This window comes from Paenibacillus chondroitinus NBRC 15376 (assembly GCF_004000765.1).
GTDB classification, from domain to species: Bacteria; Bacillota; Bacilli; order Paenibacillales; family NBRC-103111; genus Paenibacillus_E; species Paenibacillus_E chondroitinus.
The window spans coordinates 44,681-68,390 of the sequence record NZ_BILW01000024.1; the positions used below are offsets into that span (position 1 = coordinate 44,681).

Sequence of the window (23,710 nt, forward strand, 5' to 3'; positions counted from 1 at the left end):
GGCTGCCTCTTCATTATACCTCATAAATTGGGGATTTGCCAATTAATTTCCTGACTGCCTAGCTCCTTAAGGAGCTTATTAACCTGCGAAAATGGCTTACTGCCAAAAAATCCGCGATAAGAAGAAAGCGGACTAGGATGAACAGATTTTAGAATAAAGTGCCGGTTTGTATGAATGAGCCGCTCCTTGGCTTGGGCATGGCTTCCCCACAAGACAAAAATAACCGGCTGTTCCCGTGAATTCAATGCCTCAATCACTTTGTCCGTAAAACGCTCCCATCCCTTCCCTTTATGGGAATTAGGTGTGTCCTCTCGAACAGTCAACACCGTATTTAGGAGAAGTACGCCTTGCTTGGCCCAATTCACTAAATAGCCATTATTGGGAATAAAGCAGCCCAGATCGGACTGCAATTCTTTGTACATATTTTGTAAGGACGGCGGTGGTGTGATGCCGGGTTTAACGGAAAAACTGAGGCCATGCGCTTGGCCTCTTCCGTGATAAGGATCTTGTCCCAGTATGACAACTTTCGTTGCTTCATAGGAGGTTAATTGCAAAGCATTCAAAACTTCATTTTGTTCGGGATAAATGGTTGTAACTCGGTATTCTTCGTTAAGAAAATCACATAATGCTTGAAAATAAGGCTCTTCAAACTCGGAACCCACTACTTTAGCCCAATCGTTTGTTAAATCAAACACGTTTGGTGTCCCCCATTACTCTGTTTCCGTGCCAAGCTCTCCTGTATCAATGTTTTTCAATATAATACGTCCGTCTGCTGCTGTTCCGTCTGGAAGTACGAGCTTTAGTTTCGTCGTTTTCCCTTTTTGAACAAGTGCCTGCACCTGTGTATCGGTCAAATTCCGGCCAAAACTTTCCTTCCAGATGACAAACTTGCAGCCTTCTTTGTAATGAGAGCACCCATAACCTTTACGCCCCATAAAAAGGGAGCCGCCGCAGCCCCGCCGTGGACAAGCTGCCAGGAAGGAGTTGGTACCATCCGAAGGGCTGCTGTTGGCATCCGCCGATTTCTTGGACGCTGTTTTAGCCTTGGCGCTGCCCGAAGGAGCAGATGATTTCGCACGTGCCGCGGTTCCTCTCTTCGTTCCCGCAGGAGCAGGCGTTTCACCTTCGAAGGCTGTTTTGGCAGCTCTGGGCTGCACGCGGACTTTGTCGACGATTAATGTCGCAAACCTTTTGACATTGTGCATAAACTGCTCGTCCGACGCCGTGCCGCGGGAGATCTCGTTCAGCCTGCGTTCCCATTGGCCCGTCATTTCCGGAGAAGTAAGCAGCTCAATGCCGGCTCCGCGAATGAGTTCGACAGCCATTCTGCCCTTCTGGGTAAGGACAATCTTTTTGCCCTGCATGTCAATATAGCCTACCTTCTTCAAACGTTCAATTGTTGCTGCGCGTGTCGCTGGTGTCCCGAGACCAGAATCCTTCATTGCATCGCGAAGCTCCTCGTCCTCAATCTGCTTGCCTGCGCTTTCCATCGCTTTAAGCAGTGTGCCTTCGTTGAAATGCTTTGGCGGCTGGGTATCTTTCTCTTTGACAACAGCATCGCTGCAAACAACTTGACCTTGCGCATCGATGGAGAAGGGTTCGCTGACTTCAACCTCTTCGTCTTCTTCTTCTTCCTTCTCTTTGCCTTTGGAGCTTTTGGGCTTTTCTTTTTTCTGATCGGCATAAATGACCTTCCAGCCCAAATGGAGAAGTTCTTTCACCGTCGTCTTGAACATCTCCTGCTCGACCTCGGTCATGACCGTGTGAACTTTATATTCAGCAGGCGGATAAAATTGCGATAAGAAACGTCTCACAATCAAATCGTACAATTTCTGTTCATCCGGCGTGAGTCCAGATGCCTTACGATTCGTCGGCAAAATCGCATGATGGTCTTCCACCTTGGACGGGTTGCATATATTTTTATTGTTTTTGTGCACCAGATTGCGGTTAGCTCCCTGCACAAGGTCATGATACGCCGTGCCTTGCAAAGCCGATAACGACTTATGCATTTCCGGAATATTTTGCTCCGTGACATAGTTGGAATTTGTTCTGGGATACGAAATGACCTTATGTTTCTCATAAAGCGACTGTGCGGTATCGAGCGTTTTCTTGGCCGAGAAAGCATATTTCCCGTTCGCCTCGCGCTGCAGCAGCGTTAAATCATACAATTTAAAGGGGTATTCCTTCGTTTCCTTTACTTCATACGAAATAATGCGCGCCGGTTTCCCCTTCACCTTGGCCGCTAAGGCCTCCACTTTCTGTTGATCTGTTAAGCGTTCGCCCTGCCACATGCCTCTATACGTGGTATCGCCTTGTGTGAAGTAGCCCTCCAGCTCGTAAAACTTGAGTGAGGAAAAGGCTTCAATCTGTTTCTGGCGATCATAGATGAGCGCAAGGACCGGCGTTTGAACGCGGCCTACTGAAAGCAGGACGTTATGCTTTGTTGTAAAAGCACGCGAGCCATTCATGCCGATCAACCAATCCGCTTCACTTCGGGAGCGTGCAGCCCGGGTCAAATTCTCATATTCGGATCCGTCTTTCAACGTTGCGAAGCCATGGCGAATCGTTTCCGACGTTAAGTCCGAAATCCAAAGACGTTTCACCGGCTGCTTCAGTCCTAAGTGCCGCTGGATCAAAGAGAAAATATGCTGGCCCTCTCGCCCCGCATCACACGCGTTGACGAGTTGATCGCACTTTTTCGCTAGTTCAGCAATTACCTTCAATTGATCATACGTCCGCGGGTTGGGAATCAGCTTAAACTCATCAGGAATAATCGGCAGATGGCTTATGTTCCATTTTTTATATTTCTCATCATATTGATCTGGTTCAGCCAACTCGATTAAGTGTCCGATCGCCCAGGTGATAATGTACTGCTCACCCTCCAGATAGGACCTAAGATTTTTGGCTTTAGGTTCTATTGCGGCGGCTATATTTCGCCCCATGTCCGGTTTTTCCGCAATAATAAGTGTCTTCAAAAGAGTATCGCTCCTTACTCATTCTTTCTAAATGGATCTCATCTATCGACTCAGTGTATCCCACTTTATAAGCGTCTGCAATATGGCAAAGGTTCAATTTATGATTTTTACAGTCCAGTAAGATGTCCTTTTATCACTTGATCAGCTAAGTCGAATGATATTGATTGTCGCTCCCGGAGGCGATAACACGACCGTTGCAACCACTCCGAACATTTGGAGAATAATGGTGGATCCTGCCGTAACCGTAACAATAAAATCTGCTAAATAAGATGACGTGGCAACCGCAGGTGATGTCACGGACGCTGGAATGGCTACGCCGTTTAGCATAACGCGCGTCTGCGCGAGTACGCCTGCCGTGGCGCTTAATTTATAGGAAATGTAATATCGACCTGCATTCGCGAGCGTAAAAGTTGTATTAGCACCATTAATTGTAATTCCGGGGCCAATGTCTTGGTTATTCGGCAGCGGAATATTAAGTCCGCCGAGTACAACTAATAACGTGCCTGACGTGTTTGATGCAAACGCTGAATTCGCGGTCAGACTGGTTCCTGTATCACCTGTTGTATTCATGATTTTTTCAGCCTCTATTTGGAAATTAAAAACAAAAAAGCCCTTTCGGGCTCTTTTTGCAAAACAATCTAAGTCACTTCATTTGGGAAATGATCCAAAATATTTTCCATCTTAAATTGCAGCAGCATTTCTTTCTTTATCACGTCTTGTAACGTTTTCCTAACACTGTCATTTATCAGCAACAAATTTGAGATAGTAGTCGTTGGTGGCGTAACCGCCGGGAATAATGTACCAACCACATATTGGATCTTCTCTGCTTCCGCATTGACGATATGCGCCAAGGCAAGTTCTTCCAAAGCGATTGAAGCTAATAATAAATTCACAGTCCCGCCTAATGTAAGTGATATTATGGGAGTAATATTAGGTATATTCGCTTTCCCTCCTATCGGCTCAAGTTCCTTCGTTTGCTAATATATATGCTACAGAACTTGTTTTATCGAACTTTTTTTTCATCTCTATTTAACTCCAATTTGCTCAAAATAACGTTGATTATGAATGACGGATGGGTGTTTGGGATTGTATGAATAAGAAATATCATGATGAAATTTCGCCTTATCCAGATTGCCGATCCGGTCGTAACACAAACAAAGCTGAACATGCGGCAACCACGTCCAGGACGAGTGATCCATAAAGCCCATCGATTCCTTCGGTTTGGATAACTGCGCAGCGGACTCATACCAATAAATCGCATGTAAATAATCTTGTTCCTCCAGAAAAATAGACCCGATCCTGCAGCAGCAATCTGCACGAGGCGTATCGAATTCGAAGGACTTGAACAAAGCCATTAGCTGTTCATCTCTCTTACCTAAATGGCTGTAACAGGTTGCCAAATGAAGGGAAGCAGCGATTTTATCTTCCAACCAACCGTCTGGCGATTGAAGGAAATCTTCATAATACGTCACGGCTTCCTCATAATGACCATGTTCTCTACATTCGTTAGCATAATAAAATTGATCACGTAAACTTAGCGTCTCTCCTCCGGCAAGTTTCTTCCGATAGATTTGTAAATTGCGATCCGTATGCAGCTTATCTTTCCGGTGTGTGACCGCAATTTCGCTATGGAGCACGGATCCGCTTGCCTCTAAATATTCATGCACAGCGCCAATCCATTGAAACTGGCAATCTCGGCGAACTAGCCGGTTTCTGCGCAGACTATATGTCACATTCTGATTCTCATCAAAGCTGAGGTTATAATTCATCGACACGCGATCCACAAGCGGCTCCAGCGTCCGAATTAATTCGAGAAATAACAGCCGGTCTTTCTCTGTCAGCGTATCATCAGCGTCCAACCATAGAATGTACTGCTTTGTCGCTTGGGAAAAAGCAAAGTTTCTGGCTGCGGCAAAATCATCCACCCAAGCAAAATCATAAATTCGGTCGGTATATCTGGCGGCAATTTCCTTCGTGCTGTCCGTAGAGCCCGTATCGACAATTATGATTTCATCAGCAATACCGCGTACGGAATGGAGACATATCGGCAGCGCGTTTTCTTCATTTTTGACAATGAGACACAAACTGATTGTGATCTTGCGTTCATCGGAGTTCACCCCAATGCTGCCTTGCCTATAGGCGTCAACACCGGCCAATTCTGACTTGCGATAAATATGATAGGCAGGAAAATGAGTATCCACGTAGAGCGAGAAGCCCATCGCACGTGCGCGAATGCAGAAGTGCCGGTCTTCCCCCCAGAATGATAAATTAGGAATTTCCGCAAAACGCACACCGGCTTGAATGGCTTTGCGGCTGATCAAGGTGCACGCTCCAAGCCCGCCAACCTCATAAATACCCGGGATTCTCAGTTGAGCGAAGAACTGCCAAGTCCGCCTAGCCGACTCCTCATCGGATAAGGATTCCTGCCTGCCTTTGTGGTACAGCGTATACTGGTCGCTCAGCCAAACCTGGGGCATTTCCATCGTTTCCGGCTGCCATTTCGTCCAAAAAATGTTCGCGATAATCGCTTTGTTCGCTGACACAAGCTGCTCAAGCGTGTGCGGGTGTAAAACGAGATCGGAGTCAATCAGAAAGACATAATCGAATTTCTTTTCCAAGGCATATGAAAGGATAGCGTCCTTCATCCTGGCTACTTTCCAAATCGTATCCTCGGGCCAATAGTGAGTGAATTCATCTTTCTCATAGGTTTGGGTCTGTATCTCTTCATTGTGAATGACTGTCCGGTCATGTTTCGCTTGGAAATCAAGCAGCAATTGTCGTGAAGCTTCTACCTCGTTATCATCGACGAATAAATAGCTCACCGTAAAGTTATTGCGCTCAAGTTCAGCAAGCGAAGTAAGAAATGGAGCAAGAATTTCAGGTACTTGGCGAATGGGGCTTCCAATCAGGACACGCTTTTTAGAACTCAAAGTGCCTTCTCCTCTCGACGGAGATTAGCAAAATAAGCTTTATTATGCAAAATACTCGGATGAGTCGGATTGTAAACATAAGCGATCTCATTATGCAGCTCCGCTTTCTGCTTCTGCCCCATTCGGTCATAGCACAAGCAAAGGTGAAGGTGCGGCATCCAAGTCCAAGCCGCATGATCAACCACACCGGCATAGTCGGATGGCTCTCCTAACGATGTTGCTTTCTGAAACCAGTAAATCGCAAGTTCCAGCTTGTTGTCTTCATAGAAAAAGTTTCCCACCCGACAGATCATCTCCGCTCTTGGCTTCCCGTAAAGTAAGGTTCTAAACCAAGACCTCAGCTGCATCTGCCGATTCGTTAGATTGCCGTAACAATCCCCCATCTTCAGGCAAGCGGCAAAACAATCCTCACGCCATCCCTGTTTGGTAGCAAGAAAACGCTCGTAATACTTTACTGCTTTTTCATGAAGACCATGATCTTTAAGCTCATTAGCAAAGTAGTACAGATCTCGTGGGGAAAAGGATTCATTCTCGGACTCACGTTTTTGATATATCCGTAAATTCCGGTCGGTATATGCCTTATCCTTCTTATGAGTAACGGCAATATCCGACTGAATCACGTTACCGCTGACGATCAGCACTTCATGCACGGGACCTTCCCAACGAAACCCGGCTGCCCGCCTGACTAAACGATTGCGTTTAAGGCTCGTTGTTACGTTATGATCGGCATCAAAAGCTAAGTGATAAGGCATCATCACGCTGTCAACGGAAGGATCCAAATTCTCTTTAAGTGCTTTGAATTTCTGTCGATCTGCTTCTTCAAACTCGTCATCCGCATCCAACCATAAGAGATAGTCCTTAGTCGCTTTAGAAAAAGCAAAGTTCCTGGCCTCCGCGAAATGATCTTTCCATGGTAAATCATAGATAAATTCCGTAAAAGAAGAAGCTATCTCCTTGGTTTTATCCGTAGAACCTGTATCTATAATAACGATTTCATCCGCTACTTCTCTTACAGAGTGAAGACAGCGGTGCAGGGACTGCTCCTCATTTTTGACAATCATACATAAACTAATCGTTATCAATTGGTTATTCCTCCCAAGTCACAAGGTTGGGATGTTCATCCAGAATGGAATCATACTGCTCTTTCCAGCCATATTGGGCGTTCGGATCAAGCCGCATATACCGCTCATATTTCTCGATCCTGTCTTCCGGTTTCGCCCATCCGAAGTGCTTGATTCTGGCTGGGTGGCATAAATAGGAAAACTGGTTGATTGTAGCCGGAAAGCGGCCGCAATGCTGAGGTGTCTCTTTCCAGAGATATGGAAAATCCGGTTTGTATCTGATCAGGAAAGGACGGTAATAATGATGGGCACTCCAGTAAGCATCATCCCGATAGCTGGTTTCGCTCCACATATCGTACAACCGAAAATAGATGGCATCCTGTTCACAGTGGCTCAGCAAGTCACGCACTTGATGGGCAAATTGATCCTCCAAGAGCTCATCGCCATCCAGATTCAGGATCCATTCCGGATTGGTCTGCACTGTCGCTTCCCACTGCTGCTTTCTTAACTGCACCTCATTGGCAAAGCGCGATTCAGGATTACGAATCAAATGCAGAGGGATGCCGGACAAAAGCTCTTCACAAATCTCTGAAGTATTATCTGTACTTCCGTCATCAATAATGACTGCTTCATCAATCCAGTCGCGATGCTGGAGTAGTGCCTTGCTCAAATAGCGGTGGCTTTCGTTTTTTACAACCATGGAAAGTGTCAATTTACTCATGGCGCAGCCCCGCAACGCAAAAAATTTCATGCGCGACCTCATAAGTATGAAAAATAATGCTTTCTGTTGCTTCGCAAAGCGGACATGGCTGCATGTGATCATCCCTTCTTTCATGTAATTGAAGGTGGGCGCATATCTATGGCCATAAGTGATTAAACCGGAGGTGCCTTTGGATGAGCCGCCCAACAGTTTCGCTGTGCATGATTGTGAGAGACGAAGAACGCCTGATTGAAGCCTGTTTACGAAGTGTCCAAGATTGGATTGATGAAATGATCGTCGTGGACACGGGTTCATTGGATAACACCGTGCAGATTGCCCGTTCCATGGGGGCTTCAGTCCTTACTTACGAATGGAATAACCATTTTGCAGATGCCAGGAATTATGGGCTAGAGCATGCCAAATCGGATTGGATCCTTTATTTGGATGCCGATGAAGAGCTGTCGCCGCTAGGTAATTTCGACTTGCACAAGGCGCTTCAGGAGACACAAGCCTCCATTTTATCCCTCCATTTAGTCAATTATATTGGCGAAACGCCAAATGAAGACGAAGCATTTCATATTGCACATCCACGTTTTTTTCGCAATCACATTGGGCTAAGGTTTAAATATGCCATACATGAAACACTAAATATCGACGACATTTTCCTTGACCGTGACATGACGGACCTTTTGGAAATGATCCCTCTCAAATTATTTCACCACGGGTATCTGGAGCCAATTACGATTCAGAAAAACAAGTTTGCCCGCAATATGACCCTGCTGCAGCAAGAAGCAAACGCTCCAGCGGCAACTTCGAATCCATGGATTGAATACCACATAGCCAGCGAGTACTATCGCGTGTTCCAATATGACAAAGCATTTGAATACGTGAATCTATCCATTGTCCGCTTCATTCAATCGGGAAAAATGCCCCCTTCTATGCTGTATAAACTGAAATATGCCATCCTCTTTAACACAGGAAGCATCGATGGCGCCTGGCCCGGTATCGAGAAAGCCATTGCGTTGTATCCCGATTATGTCGATCTACATTTTTATAAAGGTGTAATTTGCTATTTGAAGGGGTGGTACACTGCGGCAATTGACGTTTTTCGGCATTGCATAGAGTCGGGGGAAATAACAGGGCAACATCTGACATTACGAGGTACAGGCAGCTTTCATGCGTACTTTTATTTAGGTTTATGCTGGGAAAAATTAGGAAATGACCAAGAGGCAATAAACGCCTATGAAAAGGCCTACGAGTTGTCCCCAACCTATACCCTTGCCGGCGAAGCGCTTAACAGACTGAATGAAATCGAAACCTAGTATTTCAGAAAACAGATGCAGCCAACACTAAAAACACTCACGGTCTCCCGGGAATGTCATTTCGTGCTGTCGTTATTTCAGCAAAAATTTCGCATACTTTAACGGAGTTTCATATGTTTTATAAAAAGTTGTATGCATTTTCGCTTTTCTGAAGGAATAACGCTGATCTCTTCCGTTCACTTCAATGAACTTGATGCCTCCGTTTTGATCGACACCTATATCAAGCCCAAGATCAGCCGTGTGAGGCAGACTATTGCCTAAATGTCTCGCTATCGCTAACGATGCTTGATGTAATTCTTCCTTAATTGCTATAGCGTGATAGCTGGTTTAACTTCTTTTTCAAATATGGCGTTAGGGTTATCGCGCGGTTATGAGTAACACGAGGAATGCTTTTCCGGACAAGCTTGTATTTAGGATTGGCGTAAAAATAACCCAAGGCTGATTTTCCGTTCACATAGTTTAAACACATATAGAAAGGTTTAATTCCGCACTTGTTCCCTGCTCGATTATACAACGCTATGCGTTCATTCCCTGTCCTTCCCTTTGCAATCCCTCTATATGTTTTTAAATCAAGCAAGACGCCTACTGTCGCTCCCACCTAATCACCACCATCATTCGCAAATAAGAACATTGTCAGTGTATGTCTCTCTGCTAACGAGTAACACGGTAAATACCTATACACGAACGAAAAGTGTGAAGGAATTATTTAACATTCGTCGAATGTAGACGAGGTGGAAGCAAAAAGTGAACACGCTAATCCCGGACTAAACTTTGCTATCGTAGAAAAAATGCTGCGCCTGAATATGATCGCCAAGTTCAATAATGCCGTATGAATATTGAGGCTGCCTTCTTTTATCCGTTGGCGAGCCCGGATTGAACATCAGAATCCCGTCAACGGTTTGATGATAAGGAATATGGGAATGCCCGAAAATAATAATATCCGGCTGCTCTTCCCGGAATGCTTCCCGGGCTCTTTCCTCTGTCGTCTTACGGAAGCCGTCACCGTGAATAAGACCGATTCGGTGTTTCCCGACGGTCACGATTTTTTTCAATCCAAACCGCTCTACAATGTCATGACCGTCATTATTCCCGGCCACAGCCTCGCATGGAGCAATTTGTTCAACGAGTTCGACGACATGTTCACTCACCCAATCTCCTGCGTGCAGAATCAGATCAACACCTTTTAATCCTGCTACCAGCGTATCTGGCAGCTTATGTACCCTTGCGGATAGATGCGTATCGGAAATGACACCAATTCGCATAAAATCACTCCTTTTTTCACATATGCTCCTATTTTCTCATTCGCCGGAAGGAACTGCAAATACAAGGCAGAATAAAGAGCAGACTAAGGTATCTGACTTATGAAGAGACAGATCTCCTAAAAATTCGATGTTTGCAGATCAGTTTGATACAATATTGCTGAAGTCTACGCCAAGGGGGACACCGATGATGAAAGATCCCATCGTCATACAGAACAAATTAAGAGAAGCTATGGGGCATCTCGAGAAAAGGTTCATGGAGCGTGAAGAACTCATCCGAGTCTTGCTCCTTGCCATCATGAGCGGTGAACACGTCCTATTGGTCGGACCTCCCGGTTCGGCGAAATCGCAGCTGGCCCGAGCTGCAGCAGAATTATTCGGCAACGAGCCTTATTACGACTATTTATTGACTCGCTTCACGACGCCAGACGAGCTATTTGGCCCAGTCTCTTTGCAAAAATTAAAACAAGATGAGTACAGTCGCCTCACGGAAGGATATCTGCCCAGCGCGCGTTTCGCCTTCCTGGATGAAATATTCAAAGCAAACAGTGCGATTCTTAACTCACTCTTATCGATATTAAATGAGCGCGTTTTCTTCAATGGACGTCTGAAGCAGCCGTCGCCTCTGTTATTTTTAATGGCGGCCTCCAACGAATTGCCTGAAGATAACGAGCAGCTGGCTGCACTTTACGATCGGTTTTTGTTCCGATTTGAAGTCGAGTATGTCAAGCAAATTTCCAGCTTCGAGCTGATGTTTCAAGCGCCGAAATCGCCACTTCCTACACTGCTTTCAACAGAGCTAATTAACCAATTGAGATCACAAGCAATGGACGTGCAGTTGCCGGATGCTTTGATTTACATGCTCTTCCAGTTAAAAACAGCCCTTCAAGAGAAAGAATACGTGCTCTCCGATCGGCGTTGGAATAAAATAGGACACACTTGGAAAATTTCAGCCGCTATTCACGGACGAAGTGCCGTTGGTGTTTGGGACACCGTTCTCACTCCGCACATGCTATGGGATTTTCCAGAGGATTTGCCTGAAGTTAAAGCGGTTTTTGATACGTTATTTCAGGATATGCTCAAACGCGAGATGGAACAGGAGCTTCCTCTGCAGCAGTACAATATGACGGTTAAAAAATGGCTGGACAAGGAAGATGAGCTCCATGCCTTCCAATTTAAAAAAGAAATCGGCGGTTCTTTATCCAAAGACGCCGCCGAGCGCTTGAAGGGCAGCTTGGAAGAATGCCGCACGGAGCTGGAGGATACGGCACGCAGCTTACGAGGCAGACTTGTCTCTTGGCAGGAAAAAGAAAAGAAATTGCCCGAATGGATTGCTTCACAATCCATTTTCCTGCAGCATCCCGAGCAATATGCCGTCAAATTTACGCACCTTCGCATCCAGGGTGAACGCATTTTACAATCCATTCAAGGTTTATATCGCACATTGTTTGACCGTGAAATTCCAGGAATCGTGTACGACTATACCCTATAAGAGGTTACATTATGATCATTCGCTGCACACGGGTCGATCGGTATGTGTTTGAAGGTTATGTTCATTCTTCCCGCGTCGCCCAGGAATGGATGCGCGAAGCGGTGCGGCAAGCTCCCTGGTTTTCGCTTGAACTGTTCGCCGATTTCTTCATGTGCTTTTACTTATCGAAACCTGAGATCGATGCAGCTTCCGAGGAAACACCTTTCCACCGCTGGATGGTATTGACTTTGACCAAACAATACTTCTATGTCTCCATTCATCCGCGCACAATTGGACAAGTGAACGCTTCCTTTAAGACGGCGCTCAAAGCGCTAATGTGGCTGACGGAGTCATACGAGAAAGAAGTAAAAAAACGGCAAAAGGAGCAGCAGCAAATCGGCATCGGTTTGGAGAAAAAACAGCAAATGAGCGGTCAAGAGGACAAAAGCGTCAGCGAGCGGCTCACCGATAAGCAAATTGAGAAGTTGAGGCTTGTTGGATATACCCTGCAGCAGGGAAAACGAGCTGTAGAGGACAAGCAAGAGGCCTCCGACTCACGGCCGCTGGTTGTAGACGAGATTCGCGCATTGAAACAGCGCATCTTGGAACTGCAAGGCGAGCTGCGTACGGAGTTCATGAAACGCGACAAGCTGAAAGCCAAGCTGCGCAAGGCGGAAGAGGAACTCGAACGCCGCAAGCGCCAGTTGGACCGCATGAGCGCCCGCGACCTCGCCGCGATGCAGGAGCTTGAGTCCGAGCTGGGCGACTGGCTCGGGCGATCTTTGAAGGAGACGCTGTCGCTCGAAGAGGCGGACAGCTTTAATGTGCACGAGCTCGTGCAGGCGAGTCAGCGGCTCGCGAACCGGCGCTGGGGCAGCGAGCTGGGGAAGCTGCGGAGGCAGACGTTCGAGCATTACGTGCAGTGGATTGAAAAGCTGAAGCGCAGCAAGGATTTGGTCGCTTTCTTGCAGGAGGTGGGCCGCAACATCCATCATCTGCGGGTTCAGCGGAAGAAGCAGCGCTCGCCGTATGTCCCTGAATCCTACGATGATCTGCGGCATTCCGGAGACATCGCGCATTTGCTGCCCAGCGAAGCCAGTTTGCTCGCGGATGATGATTTTGAGCCTTATTTTCTCGTCAAATGGATGGAAAATAAGCTCATGACTTACAACTACAGCGGTTCCTCTCCAGAACCGCAAAAAGGGCCCGTGATCTGTATGCTCGACACGTCGCATTCGATGCGCGGCAGCAAACTCCGGCTTGCCCAGCTATTCACCGCGACCTTCGCCTCCTTCGCGCTTCTTGAGCGGCGGGACTTCGTCCTGCTGCTGTTCGGCGCCAAAGGCGAGCTGGTCGAGCACATCTTGTCTTACAAACGTCCCGACTGGGACCGCTTCTATGGCCTTGCGCAGCTTGCCTTCGGCGGCGGCACCAACTTTGATGCCCCGCTGGGCAGAGGCATGGACATCGTTCAGCATCAGCCGCAGTTTCGCGATGCCGATTTCGTGATGGTCACCGATGGCGTTGGCCAGATCTCCAAAGCAACGCAGCAGCAGCTTGCGCTGCTGAGCCAAAAAAAGCAGCTGCGGCTGCATTCCCTGATCATCGGCTCCGCCCGCCAGCATCTCGTGCAAAAATACGAGATTATGGGCGTTTCGCATCAGGTACGATTTGCAACAGCTTGGGATATGCAGGATCCCGTTAAGGATGAGCTGCTGCTTGATGTGTTTGCAAAGCGATGACCACAGCAAACAATCCCCCAATTGCCGCGACTCGACTTGACTCGATTGGCTGGCACCGGGGGATTTTTTTCGTGTAACCGCATTGTACCGTCGGACAGTGCAACGTAAACCTTCGATTTTGCTGCTCAGCCGTACCTTCGTCACTTCACTCCGACACACCTTTTATCACTCATAACCGAGATAGACTGGAGCATTATACTATGTTGTACATTGTGCAACCATTTGACTGTAATTAGCACTCAGCACACCTCTATACTGTACTTTATGCAACGAATCATACACTAAATCGCTTACATCTCACCTTTTCACTATAAATGGTTGTATATTGTGCAATCAAAGTCCGCATTCGTGGTCAGAAGAGACCATTACGTTGTATATAATGCAACGGGGGCCTTTTACTCATCACCTATGACCCTTGACCATAAATGGCTTTCTTTGCCTAGTTGCCTTTGTCGTACTTCTAGGAAGAGTGTACCCCAAAACATACTAAATAAGGACCCCTCTCGGGGTCCTCATTGACGGTGAATAGATTTATGGTAATATGCTATGAACCTTTACTCAGCTTGGTCTCTACCTCATCACACTATTGCAGTACTTGACCACATTAATGATTTCTGCGGCACATCTCCTCGCTTCTATACGGATTCAACAACAACTTCCCTTGGTGTAAATTATCTTTGACACGACACCTCTCTGCTTTCACCGTCAAAGATAGTATGTCCGCTTATTTTCATTTTATGTATGTAAAAAAGCAAGTCACGATTTTCTTTTTCACTCATTCCTGTATCAACTCTTTGATCGTCTTGAGCGGTACGCCCGTCTCATGATACACATCAATCAGTGTGGCACCCGGATGGCTGCGAACAAAATCTTTGACCTTATGCGACTCGACCAGTTGCAGCTGCACACAGGGTTTACAGCGTTTTTCAAATTGTCTTATGAAAACTTTTCCGCATGCCTCACAGTTGCTTAATGTCATTTTTTTACACCTTCCAGAGCCAACTTTGACCAGGCTATTTCCAATCAAAATAGCTTTCGCAACGGCAATCTGTTTTCAGGGGGTAGGTAGGTGAATTTCGATATGATCCCCTGCTTTAATCTCACCTGGGCGTTCCACATAGGCGACAATTCCCCTGCTTTTCTGCGCTTGAATGATAAAATGTTTCGTTAAACTTTTGTCGTCATACTGTTCCGCGATCACTCTGCCCGGTCCGGCACAGGGCTCATTTTCACCCTCGCAGACTAACCCGCCACCACTTGATAGCATCATGCGAATGCCCATGGGAAGCTTGGTTAAGTCCGGCGCGCCGCTCACCAGAATGTTCGCTCCCAACCACTCGGGCCGTATCGTTCCGACACCTAACCGGTCTGCGATTCCTTGAAGCTCCTCGACAGATACGAGGCTAAGTTGACGACGATTAAAGATCTCCGTCCCTCTCTTATACATGGGCTGTCTGGAGTCGGCTTTAGCAAATAGACCAAAATGCCTATCACCTTCAATACCGCCAAATTTCAACTCGGCTCCGTCAATTTCTCTTGTAATAAATGTGTCAGGGTTATCCGCAATAAGCACAGCTTCAACTTTTATCAACATGGTCATCTATAGCCTACCCGCCTTGTCCAAAATTTCGCAACTTACTTATCCATATGCACGTACGGCATTTGTTGTTAATGACGTTTTGACACTTTTCAGCTTACCGGCTTTCCGCCATCTCCGGCCACATAACTCCGTCTTCCCATCCCAGTACAAAAGCTTCCCATCTGCGCGTCTCTGGAAAAGACTCCAAATCGCCAAAATATTTCGCGATAGCCACATGCTGGGTCGCATGGGCCTTTAGGGCAGCTGCTTTGACTGACCATCCCAGCTCCGTATCCACAACAATTGAAGGCTGCAGCCCCCGCTCCTGTAAAATGCCAGACGCCGCATAGTACAGCTTGCGAACGCTTGGGCATTTCCCGCTTAATACAGCAGCTGTCGCAGCTTTGGAGATGGTCACATGATCCGGGTGCCCATTCCCACCGTCTTCTGCGAAGCTGAATACATTCTCCACCTCATAACGCTGAAGAAAGGAAATAACGCCTGCGACCAGCTCATCGAAATCAATATTCGCCAACTGACCGTCCGGGAAGCCCAAATGTTCCACAATGGAAATTCCCAACACTTCAGCAGCAACATTCATTTCTTCTTCTCTCACCCTGGCAAGCTCCGACTTATCCGTCGCTCTCTCCAAACCATGCCGGCCTGCATCCCCCCGCGTCGCTAGCAGCAGCGCAGGCGCGTTGCCTTCATCCGCATATTTGCGAATTAAACATCCACTGAGAAAGGTCTCATCATCCGGATGCGCATAAACAAATCCATTTTGGATTCCCATCTTCCTCTTCACTCCGTTTTCTTCTATGTAAAATTGGCGGGCGGATACACGTTCTCAATCACGAAAATCGCTTGATCCCAAGGCATTGTCATCTCCGTGTTTTCTTGCAAATCCATCAAACTGACTTCGTTCTCTGCCTTCGAGTTATCACTAATGGAGATGACGAAGCGCATGCCAAGCCCTTCCGCTATATGTTTCCCAGAATCTGAACCTAGACATTCCATTCTTACCCCAATGCCAACTAGCTGCAATTCGTTCGTTAGTTCACGTGCCCGTGCATTCACTTGCAAGGAAGCTTTGGGCGCTAACAGGATGACTTTGGCTTGTTCGAGGTGATTCATGAACCGACTCTCATCTTCCGGACTCTCATACCTTTGATTGCTGTTTTCCATACCTTCACCTAGTCCCTTCTCCCGAGATAAAAAAACGCGCCGGACCTATGGTCCTGCGCGAATTGCTATCCCGCAGGGAGGCCAACGCGAAATGCGTTAGCCCACCCTGATAAGTTCAGGTATGTGCTAACGCCTATAAAAATAATGAAATTGTACGAACCAAGCTGTGTTCTTCATATTGATTCGACTCCTTCACTGTCATGATTATTACTGATTATAGCGGTGGGTTGTCAGCAATGCAACAACTTTTTTCTGAATTCTTTAGGCTAGAACCGCTTCAATATCTGCTGCAATATCGGAAGGTTCCGTTCTCGCGCTGTACTGCTTGACTACGCTGCCGTTTGCGTCTACAAGGAATTTCACGAAATTCCATTCAATATCGCCAGTGCGATAAGGCTCTGGTGTGTGGCTTAGCAAATAGGTGAATAAAGGGTGAGCGTGTTCACCTTTCACATCGATCTTTGCAAACATCGGGAAAGTGACATTGTAATTAAGCTCACAGAAACTTTGAATCTCTTCATTGGTCCCCGGCTCTTGACCGGCAAATTGATTACAAGGGAATCCTAGAACAACAAGGCCCTTTTCTTGATATTGTTCGTATAAACTTTGCAAACCTTTGTAATGAGGAGTAAGTCCACAAGCGCTTGCTGTATTGACAATAAGCAATGCTTTGCCTTTGTAATCGGAAAGTGACTTCGTTTCTCCCGTAATGGTCTGAACTTCAATATCATAAATGGACACAGTGATCTACTCCTTCAATGATAAAATAACTACTTGTCCATTATAGCATTGTTTGCCAACACCCCCAAATATCTTCATGTTAAAACGTTTTAGCTTCCCATATCCTGACAGGTGTGTTATATTGTTTACCTGTTTATTCGCAAAATAGACATATCATCTGATCTTAGGAGGTAACTGATCTTGGACACAAAGACTCAAAGTGCCTATCAAGAAGAACTGCAGCGACTCGAAGAAACGAATATCGAAATTGACAAACAACTGGCTAGGCTTAGAGCCACGCCTGTCTATTACGGCCCCGATTTAACGGAACAAGCGTTAGAAGTCGCACGTGAAAATGGGCGGAACAACTTAGCCAAAGCGGTTGATGAACCCTATTTTGGCCGTTTGGATTTTCAAGAATCAGGCACCGCTTCATCCCAGCCGCTCTATATCGGCAAATCAGGCGTTGAAGACGAACGTACCGGCCAATTGCTCGTTATTGACTGGCGCGCACCGGTGGCCAGCTTGTTCTACTCATTCACAGGCGGACTTGATGCTGCTTCCTACGACTCACCGGACGGTCTCATCGAAGGCCTCGTCTATTTAAAGCGAAACCTCGTGGTCCGCAAGCAAATTCTTCAACGCGTCGTGGACACTTATGACCGCAACGAAGATTCTTTGGCTGTTGGCGACGAATTTTTGCTCTATCGGTTAGGGGAAAATAAAGACAACAAGCTTCGCGATATCGTCTCCACCATTCAAGCGGAGCAAGACCGCATCATCCGTGCCGCCAAAAATACCGCGCTCATTATCCAAGGGGTCGCAGGTAGTGGTAAAACGACGGTTGCCTTGCATCGTCTCGCCTTTTTACTCTATCAATACCGTGAACAGGTTCGTGCTGAGCGAATGATTATTTTTGCACCGAACTCGATGTTCCTCGACTACATATCCGGCGTTCTGCCTGAACTAGGTGTCGGCAATATTCAGCAGAGTACTTTTACCGATTGGGCGCTCGATGTACTCGATCAAGAAGTGAAGTTAGCGGATCAAGCGCTAACCCTGCAAACCTGGTTCTCACTTGGCAGCAAAAGACCACCACTCGACGATAACGCCCCAGGCAGGTTTAAGGGTTCGATGGAATTCAAACAATATTTGGATGATTGCTTGACCAAATTCGAGTCCTCCTACGTCCCAACGGCGGATTTCATTCCGTGGGAGGGCGTTAAGCTGCCGCTTGCGAACATCCGCGAATGGTTTTTCGTGGAGAATAAGCATTATCCGCTCGTCAAACGCCGCGAACGCGTCGTAGCCCGCATCAAACGCTGGATGGAAATGCAGCTGGACAAAATCTGGGAGCAAACCCGGAAAAAAGAGCTGAAAAAGAAGTCGGCGCAGCGCTTGCGGACGTATTTGACCAGTTGGCCGGAGCATTCGGCATTCAGCTTCTACAAAATGTTGTTCGCTGAAAACAATCGCCCGGACAGCCTGCCTGCAGAGCTTCTGCATAAGCTTCCTGAGTCCATTGTTAGCGCATCGCTTAAGCTATTCAAGAAAAAAGAAGTGCAGCTTGAAGATCTCGCTCCACTCCTTCATATCCATACACGTCTATATGGCATTCCATCGGACCAATTGTTCGACCATGTCGTCATTGACGAAGCCCAAGACTTTTCACCTTTCCAGGTGGCTGTTCTTGATAGTTACACACGCAACAGTTCCTTTACGATTCTCGGTGATTTGTCGCAAGGGATTCATGCCTATCAAGGTATCAAAGACTGGAAAGAATTTTCCAGTTTGTTTCAGGAAGAGCAAGGCGGCTACTTCGAACTCGAGCGCAGTTACCGGTCAACGATGGAAATCATTCAGTTCGCCAATCTGGTGCTGCAACGAGGTGTCGAGAACCCGCTCCTTGCCGTGCCCGTGTTCCGCAGCGGGAACAAAGTTCGGGTTTTGCAGACTGACCTCAAACAAAGAATCCCCCTGCTGCTGCAGGCTATCGCGACATTACAACAAGGAACGTCCAGTACAATTGCCGTTGTTGCTCGTACGGAGAAGCAGGCTGAGGACTTGCACGACGTCCTGACCAAAGCCGGCATAGAAACAAATCTCATCACATCCAAACAACGTGTGTATCGCGGGGGAATTTCGGTTGTACCGGTTTATTTAACCAAAGGACTGGAATTTGACGCCGTTCTGCTGATGGATGTAACGGCCGCACATTATGAAGCAACGCTGATGGATGCCAAATTGCTTTATGTTGGCTGTACACGCGCGCTACATGAATTATGGCTGATGGCTCCTGGCGATTTATCGCCTCTTGTCTCAACAGACGATGCGGACATTGTCACAACGGATTCACCTTAAAAAAAGACACCTGATTTTTCTTAGGCCAAGTGCCCTAGAAATCGATCAGGTGTCTTTTTTAGTAGGCGATCAGCACGCCGCCTTCTCCAGCATACGTGCCAATGACGGTGCCCATGTTTGCGAATAGCACATTGCGGAACGGATGCTTTTGGAGGAGTTGGTCCAGAACCTCGCGTGCTCTTTCCTCACAATTGCTGTGGGCGACGGCAATCACATCTTTATCGTAGTCATGAACAGCCTCGCCCACTTTGGCAATCATTCGCTTCAACGCTTGCTGAGTGCCGCGGATTTTATCCATGACTTCAATCGAGCCTTCTTCACTGGCCTTCATGACGAGCTTAATATTCAAAACAGAAGCGACAGCCCCTCTGACCCGATCAAGACGTCCACCTTTAATCACATTTTCTAAGGTATCCAAGAAAAACAGTGTCCCCGAAGAAGTAACCGAACATCGTACCGTCTCAACAATTTGCTCAAAAGGAACTTGATTTTCAGCCATTTTGGCCGCTTTATACGCCAGCACACCAAGCCCTAATGAAGCCGTTTTCGAATCGATCACTTCAATACGTCCTTGATAACCTTCCTCCATGAGCATCTCTTTGGCCATAAGAGCATGATTGTACGTACTGCTTAACGCAGAAGATAGACAAATCACAAGAATATCTTGATTGACCTCAGCTTTTTTCTGAAAATCCGTGAGAAAATGCAGCGGCGAGGGACTAGACGTCTTAGGCAGTACACTCTCCGTTTTCATTCTCGCATAAAATTCACAAAGCTCCATGTGAGGAGGCATGCATTCCTCTCCAAAATGTACGGACAAAGGTACAATGGTAATCCCTAGCTCGTCCACAATCAATTTGGGAAGGTCGCAGCTGCTGTCAGTGATAATCTTGATTGTCGTCATGTTGTGTACACTCATTTCTTATTTTTTGGCGAAAACGATTCCAAGTGTGCGAGGTCCGCAGTGACTGGATACTACACACCCGGTTTCGGTTATATAGACTTGCTTAATATTGGTTCGTTGCTCAATTTGCTCTTTGACATACGCAGCTTCATCGGCTGCCATCGCATGAGTGACGAACAGAAACTCCGTATCCATTTCATCTTTTAAAGTAAGTGCATTATCCAGTAGTTGTTGAAGCGCTTTCTCCCTTTTCCCTCTAACTTTGTCCGTTAATGTCATAGCCCCGTCAATCACTTTCACAACAGGTCTAATCTTCAATAAACTTCCGAGGAAATGCTGGACGCTCGAACATCTTCCGCCTTTATGCAAGTACTCCAGCGTGTCAATAATAAACTCTACTTCAATATGGGATCGAAACGACTCAATCATGGATTTGATTTCCGAACTGCTTTTACCCTCCTGAGCCGAATGAGCAGCCTTCAACACTAGTAAACCAATCCCTGTTGATAGAGTTCTAGAATCGATGACGGTAACTTTACCATCAGGAAAATTTCCAGCCGCTATGGAGGCATTTTGAATTGTCGAAGATAGTTCCGACGAAAGTCCGATATAAATGACAGCTTCACCAGCCTGCACAGCCCCTTCAAACGCCCTCTCAAAATCGATCGGAGAAGGCGCCGCTGTTTTGGGCAGTTTGCCGGTTTCATCTACAAGCTCAAAAAGTCGGTCTGGCTTGATGGAAACGCCATCTTTTAACGATAATTCGTCAAAAATAACATAAAGAGGGACAACTTCAATCTGGTATCGATGAATGAGCTCCTCACTTAAATCACACGTGCTGTCAGTAAAAATACGCACCCGGGACATTACGGTCAACCACCTTATCCTTCTATCTATCCGTCTATAAACTGAAAACCACATGAATTCTATGGATTATTGTGTGTTCAGTATATCGGATATGAGATGAAAGCTCAATCATACAAAAGAAGTAACTATAAATTAGAAACCATAGATCGTCATGCCGCCGTCAACGAATAACGTCTGACCCGTCACATAGTTCGCGGCATCCGAAGCAAAGAAAACAGCAGGTCCTACCAGCTCTTCAAGCTCCCCAACACGCTGCAGAGGTGTACGCGCAATAACATCAGCCAGAAAATCAGGGTTAGCCAATATTTTCTCCGTAAGCGTTGTTTTAAAGTACCAAGGCCCGATGCTGTTCACGTTAATTCCGAATTTGCCCCACTCCAGCGCCAGCACCTTTGTCATTTGAATCATGGCTGCTTTTGTAGCTGCGTATACGACTCCAGTCCGTAGGGCAACATGTCCTGCAACAGAGGCGATGTTGATGATCCGCCCATACTTCTGCTCTTTCATCTGATGGCCAACAATTTGGGCGCACAGAAAGGCGGATTTGAGATTCGTCTGCATGATGGTATCCCACTCTTCATCAGTTACGGCCAGCGCTTGACTGCGTATGTTCATCCCGGCATTGTTGATCAGAATATCCAATCTACCTGCCTTTTCGATGATTTGTTCCACAGCCGCTTCAATTTGTTCTCTACTTGTGACATCCACTTGGAACGGATAAGCTTGTCTGCCCAAAGCACGAATTTCAGCTGCAACTTCTTCGATATCACTTGACGTACGCGCAAAAAGGGCGACATCAGCGCCGGCCTCGGCAAGCCCGATCGCCAGTGCTCTACCGATCCCTCTTCCCGCTCCTGTAACTAAGGCAATTTTATTTTCCAGTCGAAATGAAGGTAATAACATATTCTCATCGTCCAATCTATTAGATAGTTTTTTTGCAGCTAAAAAAAGAAAGTAGGTTATTCACATGGAATATTCCGTTCAAGAAGAGAAAGCAAACGCCATCAGTCATGGGGTTGGCGTCCTTTTAAGCTGCGCAGCGCTTATCCTGCTCGTTGTTCAGGCTTGTCTGCATGGCGATGCGTGGCATATTGTGAGTTTCAGCGTGTTCGGTGTGGCGCTCGTTACGTTGTACACCTGCTCCACCCTGCTGCATAGCGTCAGGCACCCCCGGCTGAAAGACATTTTCGAGGTGCTCGATCATGCCGCTATTTACGTCTTAATTGCCGGCACCTATACCCCCTTTTTGCTGGTGACCCTACGCGGGCCTATGGGGTGGACTTTCTTTGGTGTGATATGGGGGCTTGCCTTGGCAGGTATCGTGCTCAAAATATTTTATGTGAAGCGATTCATCCTTATCTCTACACTTTGTTACATACTCATGGGCTGGCTTATTGTTATTGCTTTTAAGCCGCTTTACTTGAACCTGCCCTTCGGTGGCATCGTATGGCTTGTAGTTGGCGGGCTGCTGTATACGTTCGGTTCCATCTTTTATGTATGGAGGCGCATCCCTTATCACCATGCCATTTGGCATATTTTCGTGCTCGCCGGTAGCGCCTGTCATTTCGTTTCCATCTTCGGATATGTCATCATGTCCTAGTCAAGGAATCAGCCGCTGCAGCTGCTGAAGGGAAACGACGCTCTCAACTTGTCGCGCCAGTTCATCATAACCTTCCTCATTCGGATGAATGGCATCGTCAGAAAGGTAGCGAGTGTCCTGCCCCACAAAAGCATCATAGACCTGAACGATGTGAATATGCGGCTGCTCTAATTTTCGCAAAAATATGTTAAAACGCTGCACCCAATAAGCCGATTCAGGCACCTGCGGTAAAGGATTATACAATCCAATCAAAGCAATTAAGTAGGGGGTATCGATACCTTGCCGCAGCGTTTCTATTTGCACCATGATTTCTTTGTAATTCGATTCGTAGGTTTGAAGAGCTGTTTTTAAAAAAGCGGGGTCATTTTGATAAAAGAAAGGAATCGCACCTTGGATTAAATCATTGCCGCCAGCTGTAATCGTGATGATATCCGCCGTTTGGATATCCTTCTGAATTTGCGGATCGGACTGCAGCGTTTGGAGCAATTCGCTAGTCGTAGCACCGTTCGTGCCCGCTTGGATCAATCGAACTGGAACGTTAAGCCACTGCTCAACTTTCTGCTTAAAGCTGTACACGAATCCACGACCATCCGGCGCACCAAAACCAACGGTTAGTGAATCACCAAATGCCAAATAATTAATCGTCTTATCCATGCTATCCTCTCCCTAAAGCTGACGTAGAATAGTATATGCGTCAGCGCCCAGTTTGGGAAGGGACACTGTCACCAGTTGTGCGGCAAGTTTTTTTATACGTTTACATGCTCTTGAACAAAATTTTCGATTTGCGCTTTTTCCGCGTAGGTAAATTGAAACTCGCAGTCGCAGCCCTCGTCATGAAGCACAATCTGCACAATGTCCCCATCCAAATTGCAAATTACAAGAATAGATGGATCGATGAGATCTTCCGGAAACGTCTCGCCAGCCTCCAGACGCATGCTTAAATAAATATCGCGCCATTGTCCGCGCACCTCAGATTCAACAAAAGATAAAATAAATTTGTGTTCAACGTGCTCTGCGCCATATTTCATCATCTG

25 protein-coding genes are annotated in these 23,710 nt (G+C 46.7%); 5 read left to right on the forward strand and 20 right to left on the reverse strand.

Annotation, left to right across the window (positions count from 1 at the left end):
* Positions 1–20: 20 nt before the first annotated feature.
* From PCH02S_RS23245 to PCH02S_RS23275, 7 genes are all read right to left on the reverse strand, one after another.
* Positions 21–695, reverse strand: coding sequence for a uracil-DNA glycosylase (locus tag PCH02S_RS23245; protein ID WP_127456481.1), 675 nt, complete (start codon positions 693–695; stop codon positions 21–23).
* A gap of 15 nt (positions 696–710) precedes the next feature.
* Positions 711–2,975 carry a type IA DNA topoisomerase gene (locus PCH02S_RS23250; RefSeq protein WP_127456482.1) on the reverse strand — a complete coding sequence of 755 codons (2,265 nt, stop codon included), beginning with the start codon at positions 2,973–2,975 and terminating at the stop codon, positions 711–713.
* A gap of 141 nt (positions 2,976–3,116) precedes the next feature.
* On the reverse strand, positions 3,117–3,545 hold the full coding sequence (locus tag PCH02S_RS23255; protein WP_127456483.1) for a BclA C-terminal domain-containing protein: 429 nt from the start codon (positions 3,543–3,545) through the stop codon (positions 3,117–3,119).
* A 68-nt stretch (positions 3,546–3,613) separates the two neighbouring features.
* Positions 3,614–3,931 carry a hypothetical protein gene (locus PCH02S_RS23260; RefSeq protein WP_127456484.1) on the reverse strand — a complete coding sequence of 106 codons (318 nt, stop codon included), beginning with the start codon at positions 3,929–3,931 and terminating at the stop codon, positions 3,614–3,616.
* A 69-nt stretch (positions 3,932–4,000) separates the two neighbouring features.
* A complete protein-coding gene (locus PCH02S_RS36875; protein WP_307719946.1) occupies positions 4,001–5,905 on the reverse strand; it encodes a glycosyltransferase in 1,905 nt (634 codons plus the stop codon).
* Positions 5,902–6,987 carry a glycosyltransferase gene (locus PCH02S_RS23270; protein ID WP_127456485.1) on the reverse strand — a complete coding sequence of 362 codons (1,086 nt, stop codon included), beginning with the start codon at positions 6,985–6,987 and terminating at the stop codon, positions 5,902–5,904. Before PCH02S_RS23270 ends, PCH02S_RS36875 begins: the two co-directional genes overlap by 4 nt.
* Before the next feature lie 4 nt (positions 6,988–6,991).
* Complete coding sequence (locus tag PCH02S_RS23275) at positions 6,992–7,717, reverse strand: glycosyltransferase (RefSeq protein ID WP_246069222.1); 726 nt, start codon at positions 7,715–7,717, stop codon at positions 6,992–6,994.
* 143 nt (positions 7,718–7,860) lie between these two features.
* Here PCH02S_RS23275 and PCH02S_RS23280 point away from each other — a divergent pair, with 143 nt between their 5' ends.
* Entirely contained in the window at positions 7,861–8,988 is a 1,128-nt protein-coding gene (locus PCH02S_RS23280; RefSeq protein ID WP_127456487.1) for a glycosyltransferase, read from the forward strand.
* A gap of 72 nt (positions 8,989–9,060) precedes the next feature.
* On the opposite strand, the gene PCH02S_RS37045 is transcribed toward PCH02S_RS23280, so the two are convergent.
* The 3 genes from PCH02S_RS37045 to PCH02S_RS23290 all read right to left on the reverse strand — a co-directional run bounded on the left by PCH02S_RS37045 (position 9,061) and on the right by PCH02S_RS23290 (position 10,250).
* Positions 9,061–9,300 (reverse strand): YheC/YheD family protein, encoded by a 240-nt coding sequence (locus PCH02S_RS37045; RefSeq protein WP_407670121.1) that lies wholly within the window; start codon positions 9,298–9,300, stop codon positions 9,061–9,063.
* A complete protein-coding gene (locus PCH02S_RS23285; RefSeq protein WP_127456488.1) occupies positions 9,290–9,586 on the reverse strand; it encodes a hypothetical protein in 297 nt (98 codons plus the stop codon). Before PCH02S_RS23285 ends, PCH02S_RS37045 begins: the two co-directional genes overlap by 11 nt.
* A gap of 166 nt (positions 9,587–9,752) precedes the next feature.
* Entirely contained in the window at positions 9,753–10,250 is a 498-nt protein-coding gene (locus PCH02S_RS23290; protein ID WP_127456489.1) for a metallophosphoesterase family protein, read from the reverse strand.
* 187 nt (positions 10,251–10,437) lie between these two features.
* On the opposite strand from PCH02S_RS23290, the gene PCH02S_RS23295 reads away from it, so the two are divergent.
* Both PCH02S_RS23295 and PCH02S_RS23300 read left to right on the forward strand, forming a co-directional pair.
* A complete protein-coding gene (locus PCH02S_RS23295; protein ID WP_127456542.1) occupies positions 10,438–11,739 on the forward strand; it encodes an AAA family ATPase in 1,302 nt (433 codons plus the stop codon).
* Between the two features lie 11 nt (positions 11,740–11,750).
* Positions 11,751–13,460: a vWA domain-containing protein gene (locus PCH02S_RS23300; RefSeq protein WP_127456490.1), complete on the forward strand. Its 1,710-nt coding sequence runs from the start codon at positions 11,751–11,753 to the stop codon at positions 13,458–13,460.
* Positions 13,461–14,235: 775 nt separating this feature from the next.
* Here the strand turns inward: PCH02S_RS23300 and PCH02S_RS23305 are convergent.
* The 5 genes from PCH02S_RS23305 to PCH02S_RS23325 all read right to left on the reverse strand — a co-directional run bounded on the left by PCH02S_RS23305 (position 14,236) and on the right by PCH02S_RS23325 (position 16,965).
* Positions 14,236–14,439, reverse strand: a complete 204-nt coding sequence (locus PCH02S_RS23305) for a hypothetical protein (RefSeq protein WP_127456491.1) — start codon at positions 14,437–14,439, stop codon at positions 14,236–14,238.
* Between the two features lie 75 nt (positions 14,440–14,514).
* The gene (locus PCH02S_RS23310; protein ID WP_246069224.1) at positions 14,515–15,060 is read right to left on the reverse strand and encodes an MOSC domain-containing protein; all 546 of its coding nucleotides are present in this window, start codon (positions 15,058–15,060) and stop codon (positions 14,515–14,517) included.
* A gap of 94 nt (positions 15,061–15,154) precedes the next feature.
* On the reverse strand, positions 15,155–15,832 hold the full coding sequence (locus PCH02S_RS23315) for a PIG-L deacetylase family protein (RefSeq protein ID WP_127456492.1): 678 nt from the start codon (positions 15,830–15,832) through the stop codon (positions 15,155–15,157).
* Between the two features lie 23 nt (positions 15,833–15,855).
* Entirely contained in the window at positions 15,856–16,224 is a 369-nt protein-coding gene (locus PCH02S_RS23320) for a hypothetical protein (protein ID WP_127456493.1), read from the reverse strand.
* A 261-nt stretch (positions 16,225–16,485) separates the two neighbouring features.
* Positions 16,486–16,965 carry a glutathione peroxidase gene (locus PCH02S_RS23325; protein WP_127456494.1) on the reverse strand — a complete coding sequence of 160 codons (480 nt, stop codon included), beginning with the start codon at positions 16,963–16,965 and terminating at the stop codon, positions 16,486–16,488.
* A 180-nt stretch (positions 16,966–17,145) separates the two neighbouring features.
* On the opposite strand from PCH02S_RS23325, the gene PCH02S_RS23330 reads away from it, so the two are divergent.
* Positions 17,146–19,305: a HelD family protein gene (locus PCH02S_RS23330; RefSeq protein WP_127456495.1), complete on the forward strand. Its 2,160-nt coding sequence runs from the start codon at positions 17,146–17,148 to the stop codon at positions 19,303–19,305.
* Positions 19,306–19,363: 58 nt separating this feature from the next.
* Here the strand turns inward: PCH02S_RS23330 and PCH02S_RS23335 are convergent, their stop codons facing one another.
* The 3 genes from PCH02S_RS23335 to PCH02S_RS23345 form a co-directional block, all read right to left on the reverse strand.
* On the reverse strand, positions 19,364–20,209 hold the full coding sequence (locus PCH02S_RS23335; protein WP_127456496.1) for a DegV family protein: 846 nt from the start codon (positions 20,207–20,209) through the stop codon (positions 19,364–19,366).
* Between the two features lie 18 nt (positions 20,210–20,227).
* Positions 20,228–21,076 carry a DegV family protein gene (locus tag PCH02S_RS23340; protein ID WP_127456497.1) on the reverse strand — a complete coding sequence of 283 codons (849 nt, stop codon included), beginning with the start codon at positions 21,074–21,076 and terminating at the stop codon, positions 20,228–20,230.
* A 132-nt stretch (positions 21,077–21,208) separates the two neighbouring features.
* Entirely contained in the window at positions 21,209–21,979 is a 771-nt protein-coding gene (locus tag PCH02S_RS23345) for an SDR family NAD(P)-dependent oxidoreductase (RefSeq protein WP_127456498.1), read from the reverse strand.
* Positions 21,980–22,043: 64 nt separating this feature from the next.
* Here PCH02S_RS23345 and trhA point away from each other — a divergent pair, with 64 nt between their 5' ends.
* On the forward strand, positions 22,044–22,676 hold the full coding sequence (gene trhA / locus PCH02S_RS23350; protein WP_127456499.1) for a PAQR family membrane homeostasis protein TrhA: 633 nt from the start codon (positions 22,044–22,046) through the stop codon (positions 22,674–22,676).
* On the opposite strand, the gene PCH02S_RS23355 is transcribed toward trhA, so the two are convergent.
* Positions 22,677–23,330, reverse strand: a complete 654-nt coding sequence (locus PCH02S_RS23355) for a GDSL-type esterase/lipase family protein (protein ID WP_127456500.1) — start codon at positions 23,328–23,330, stop codon at positions 22,677–22,679.
* A 92-nt stretch (positions 23,331–23,422) separates the two neighbouring features.
* The gene (locus PCH02S_RS23360; protein ID WP_127456501.1) at positions 23,423–23,707 is read right to left on the reverse strand and encodes a hypothetical protein; all 285 of its coding nucleotides are present in this window, start codon (positions 23,705–23,707) and stop codon (positions 23,423–23,425) included.
* Positions 23,708–23,710 lie beyond the last annotated feature (3 nt).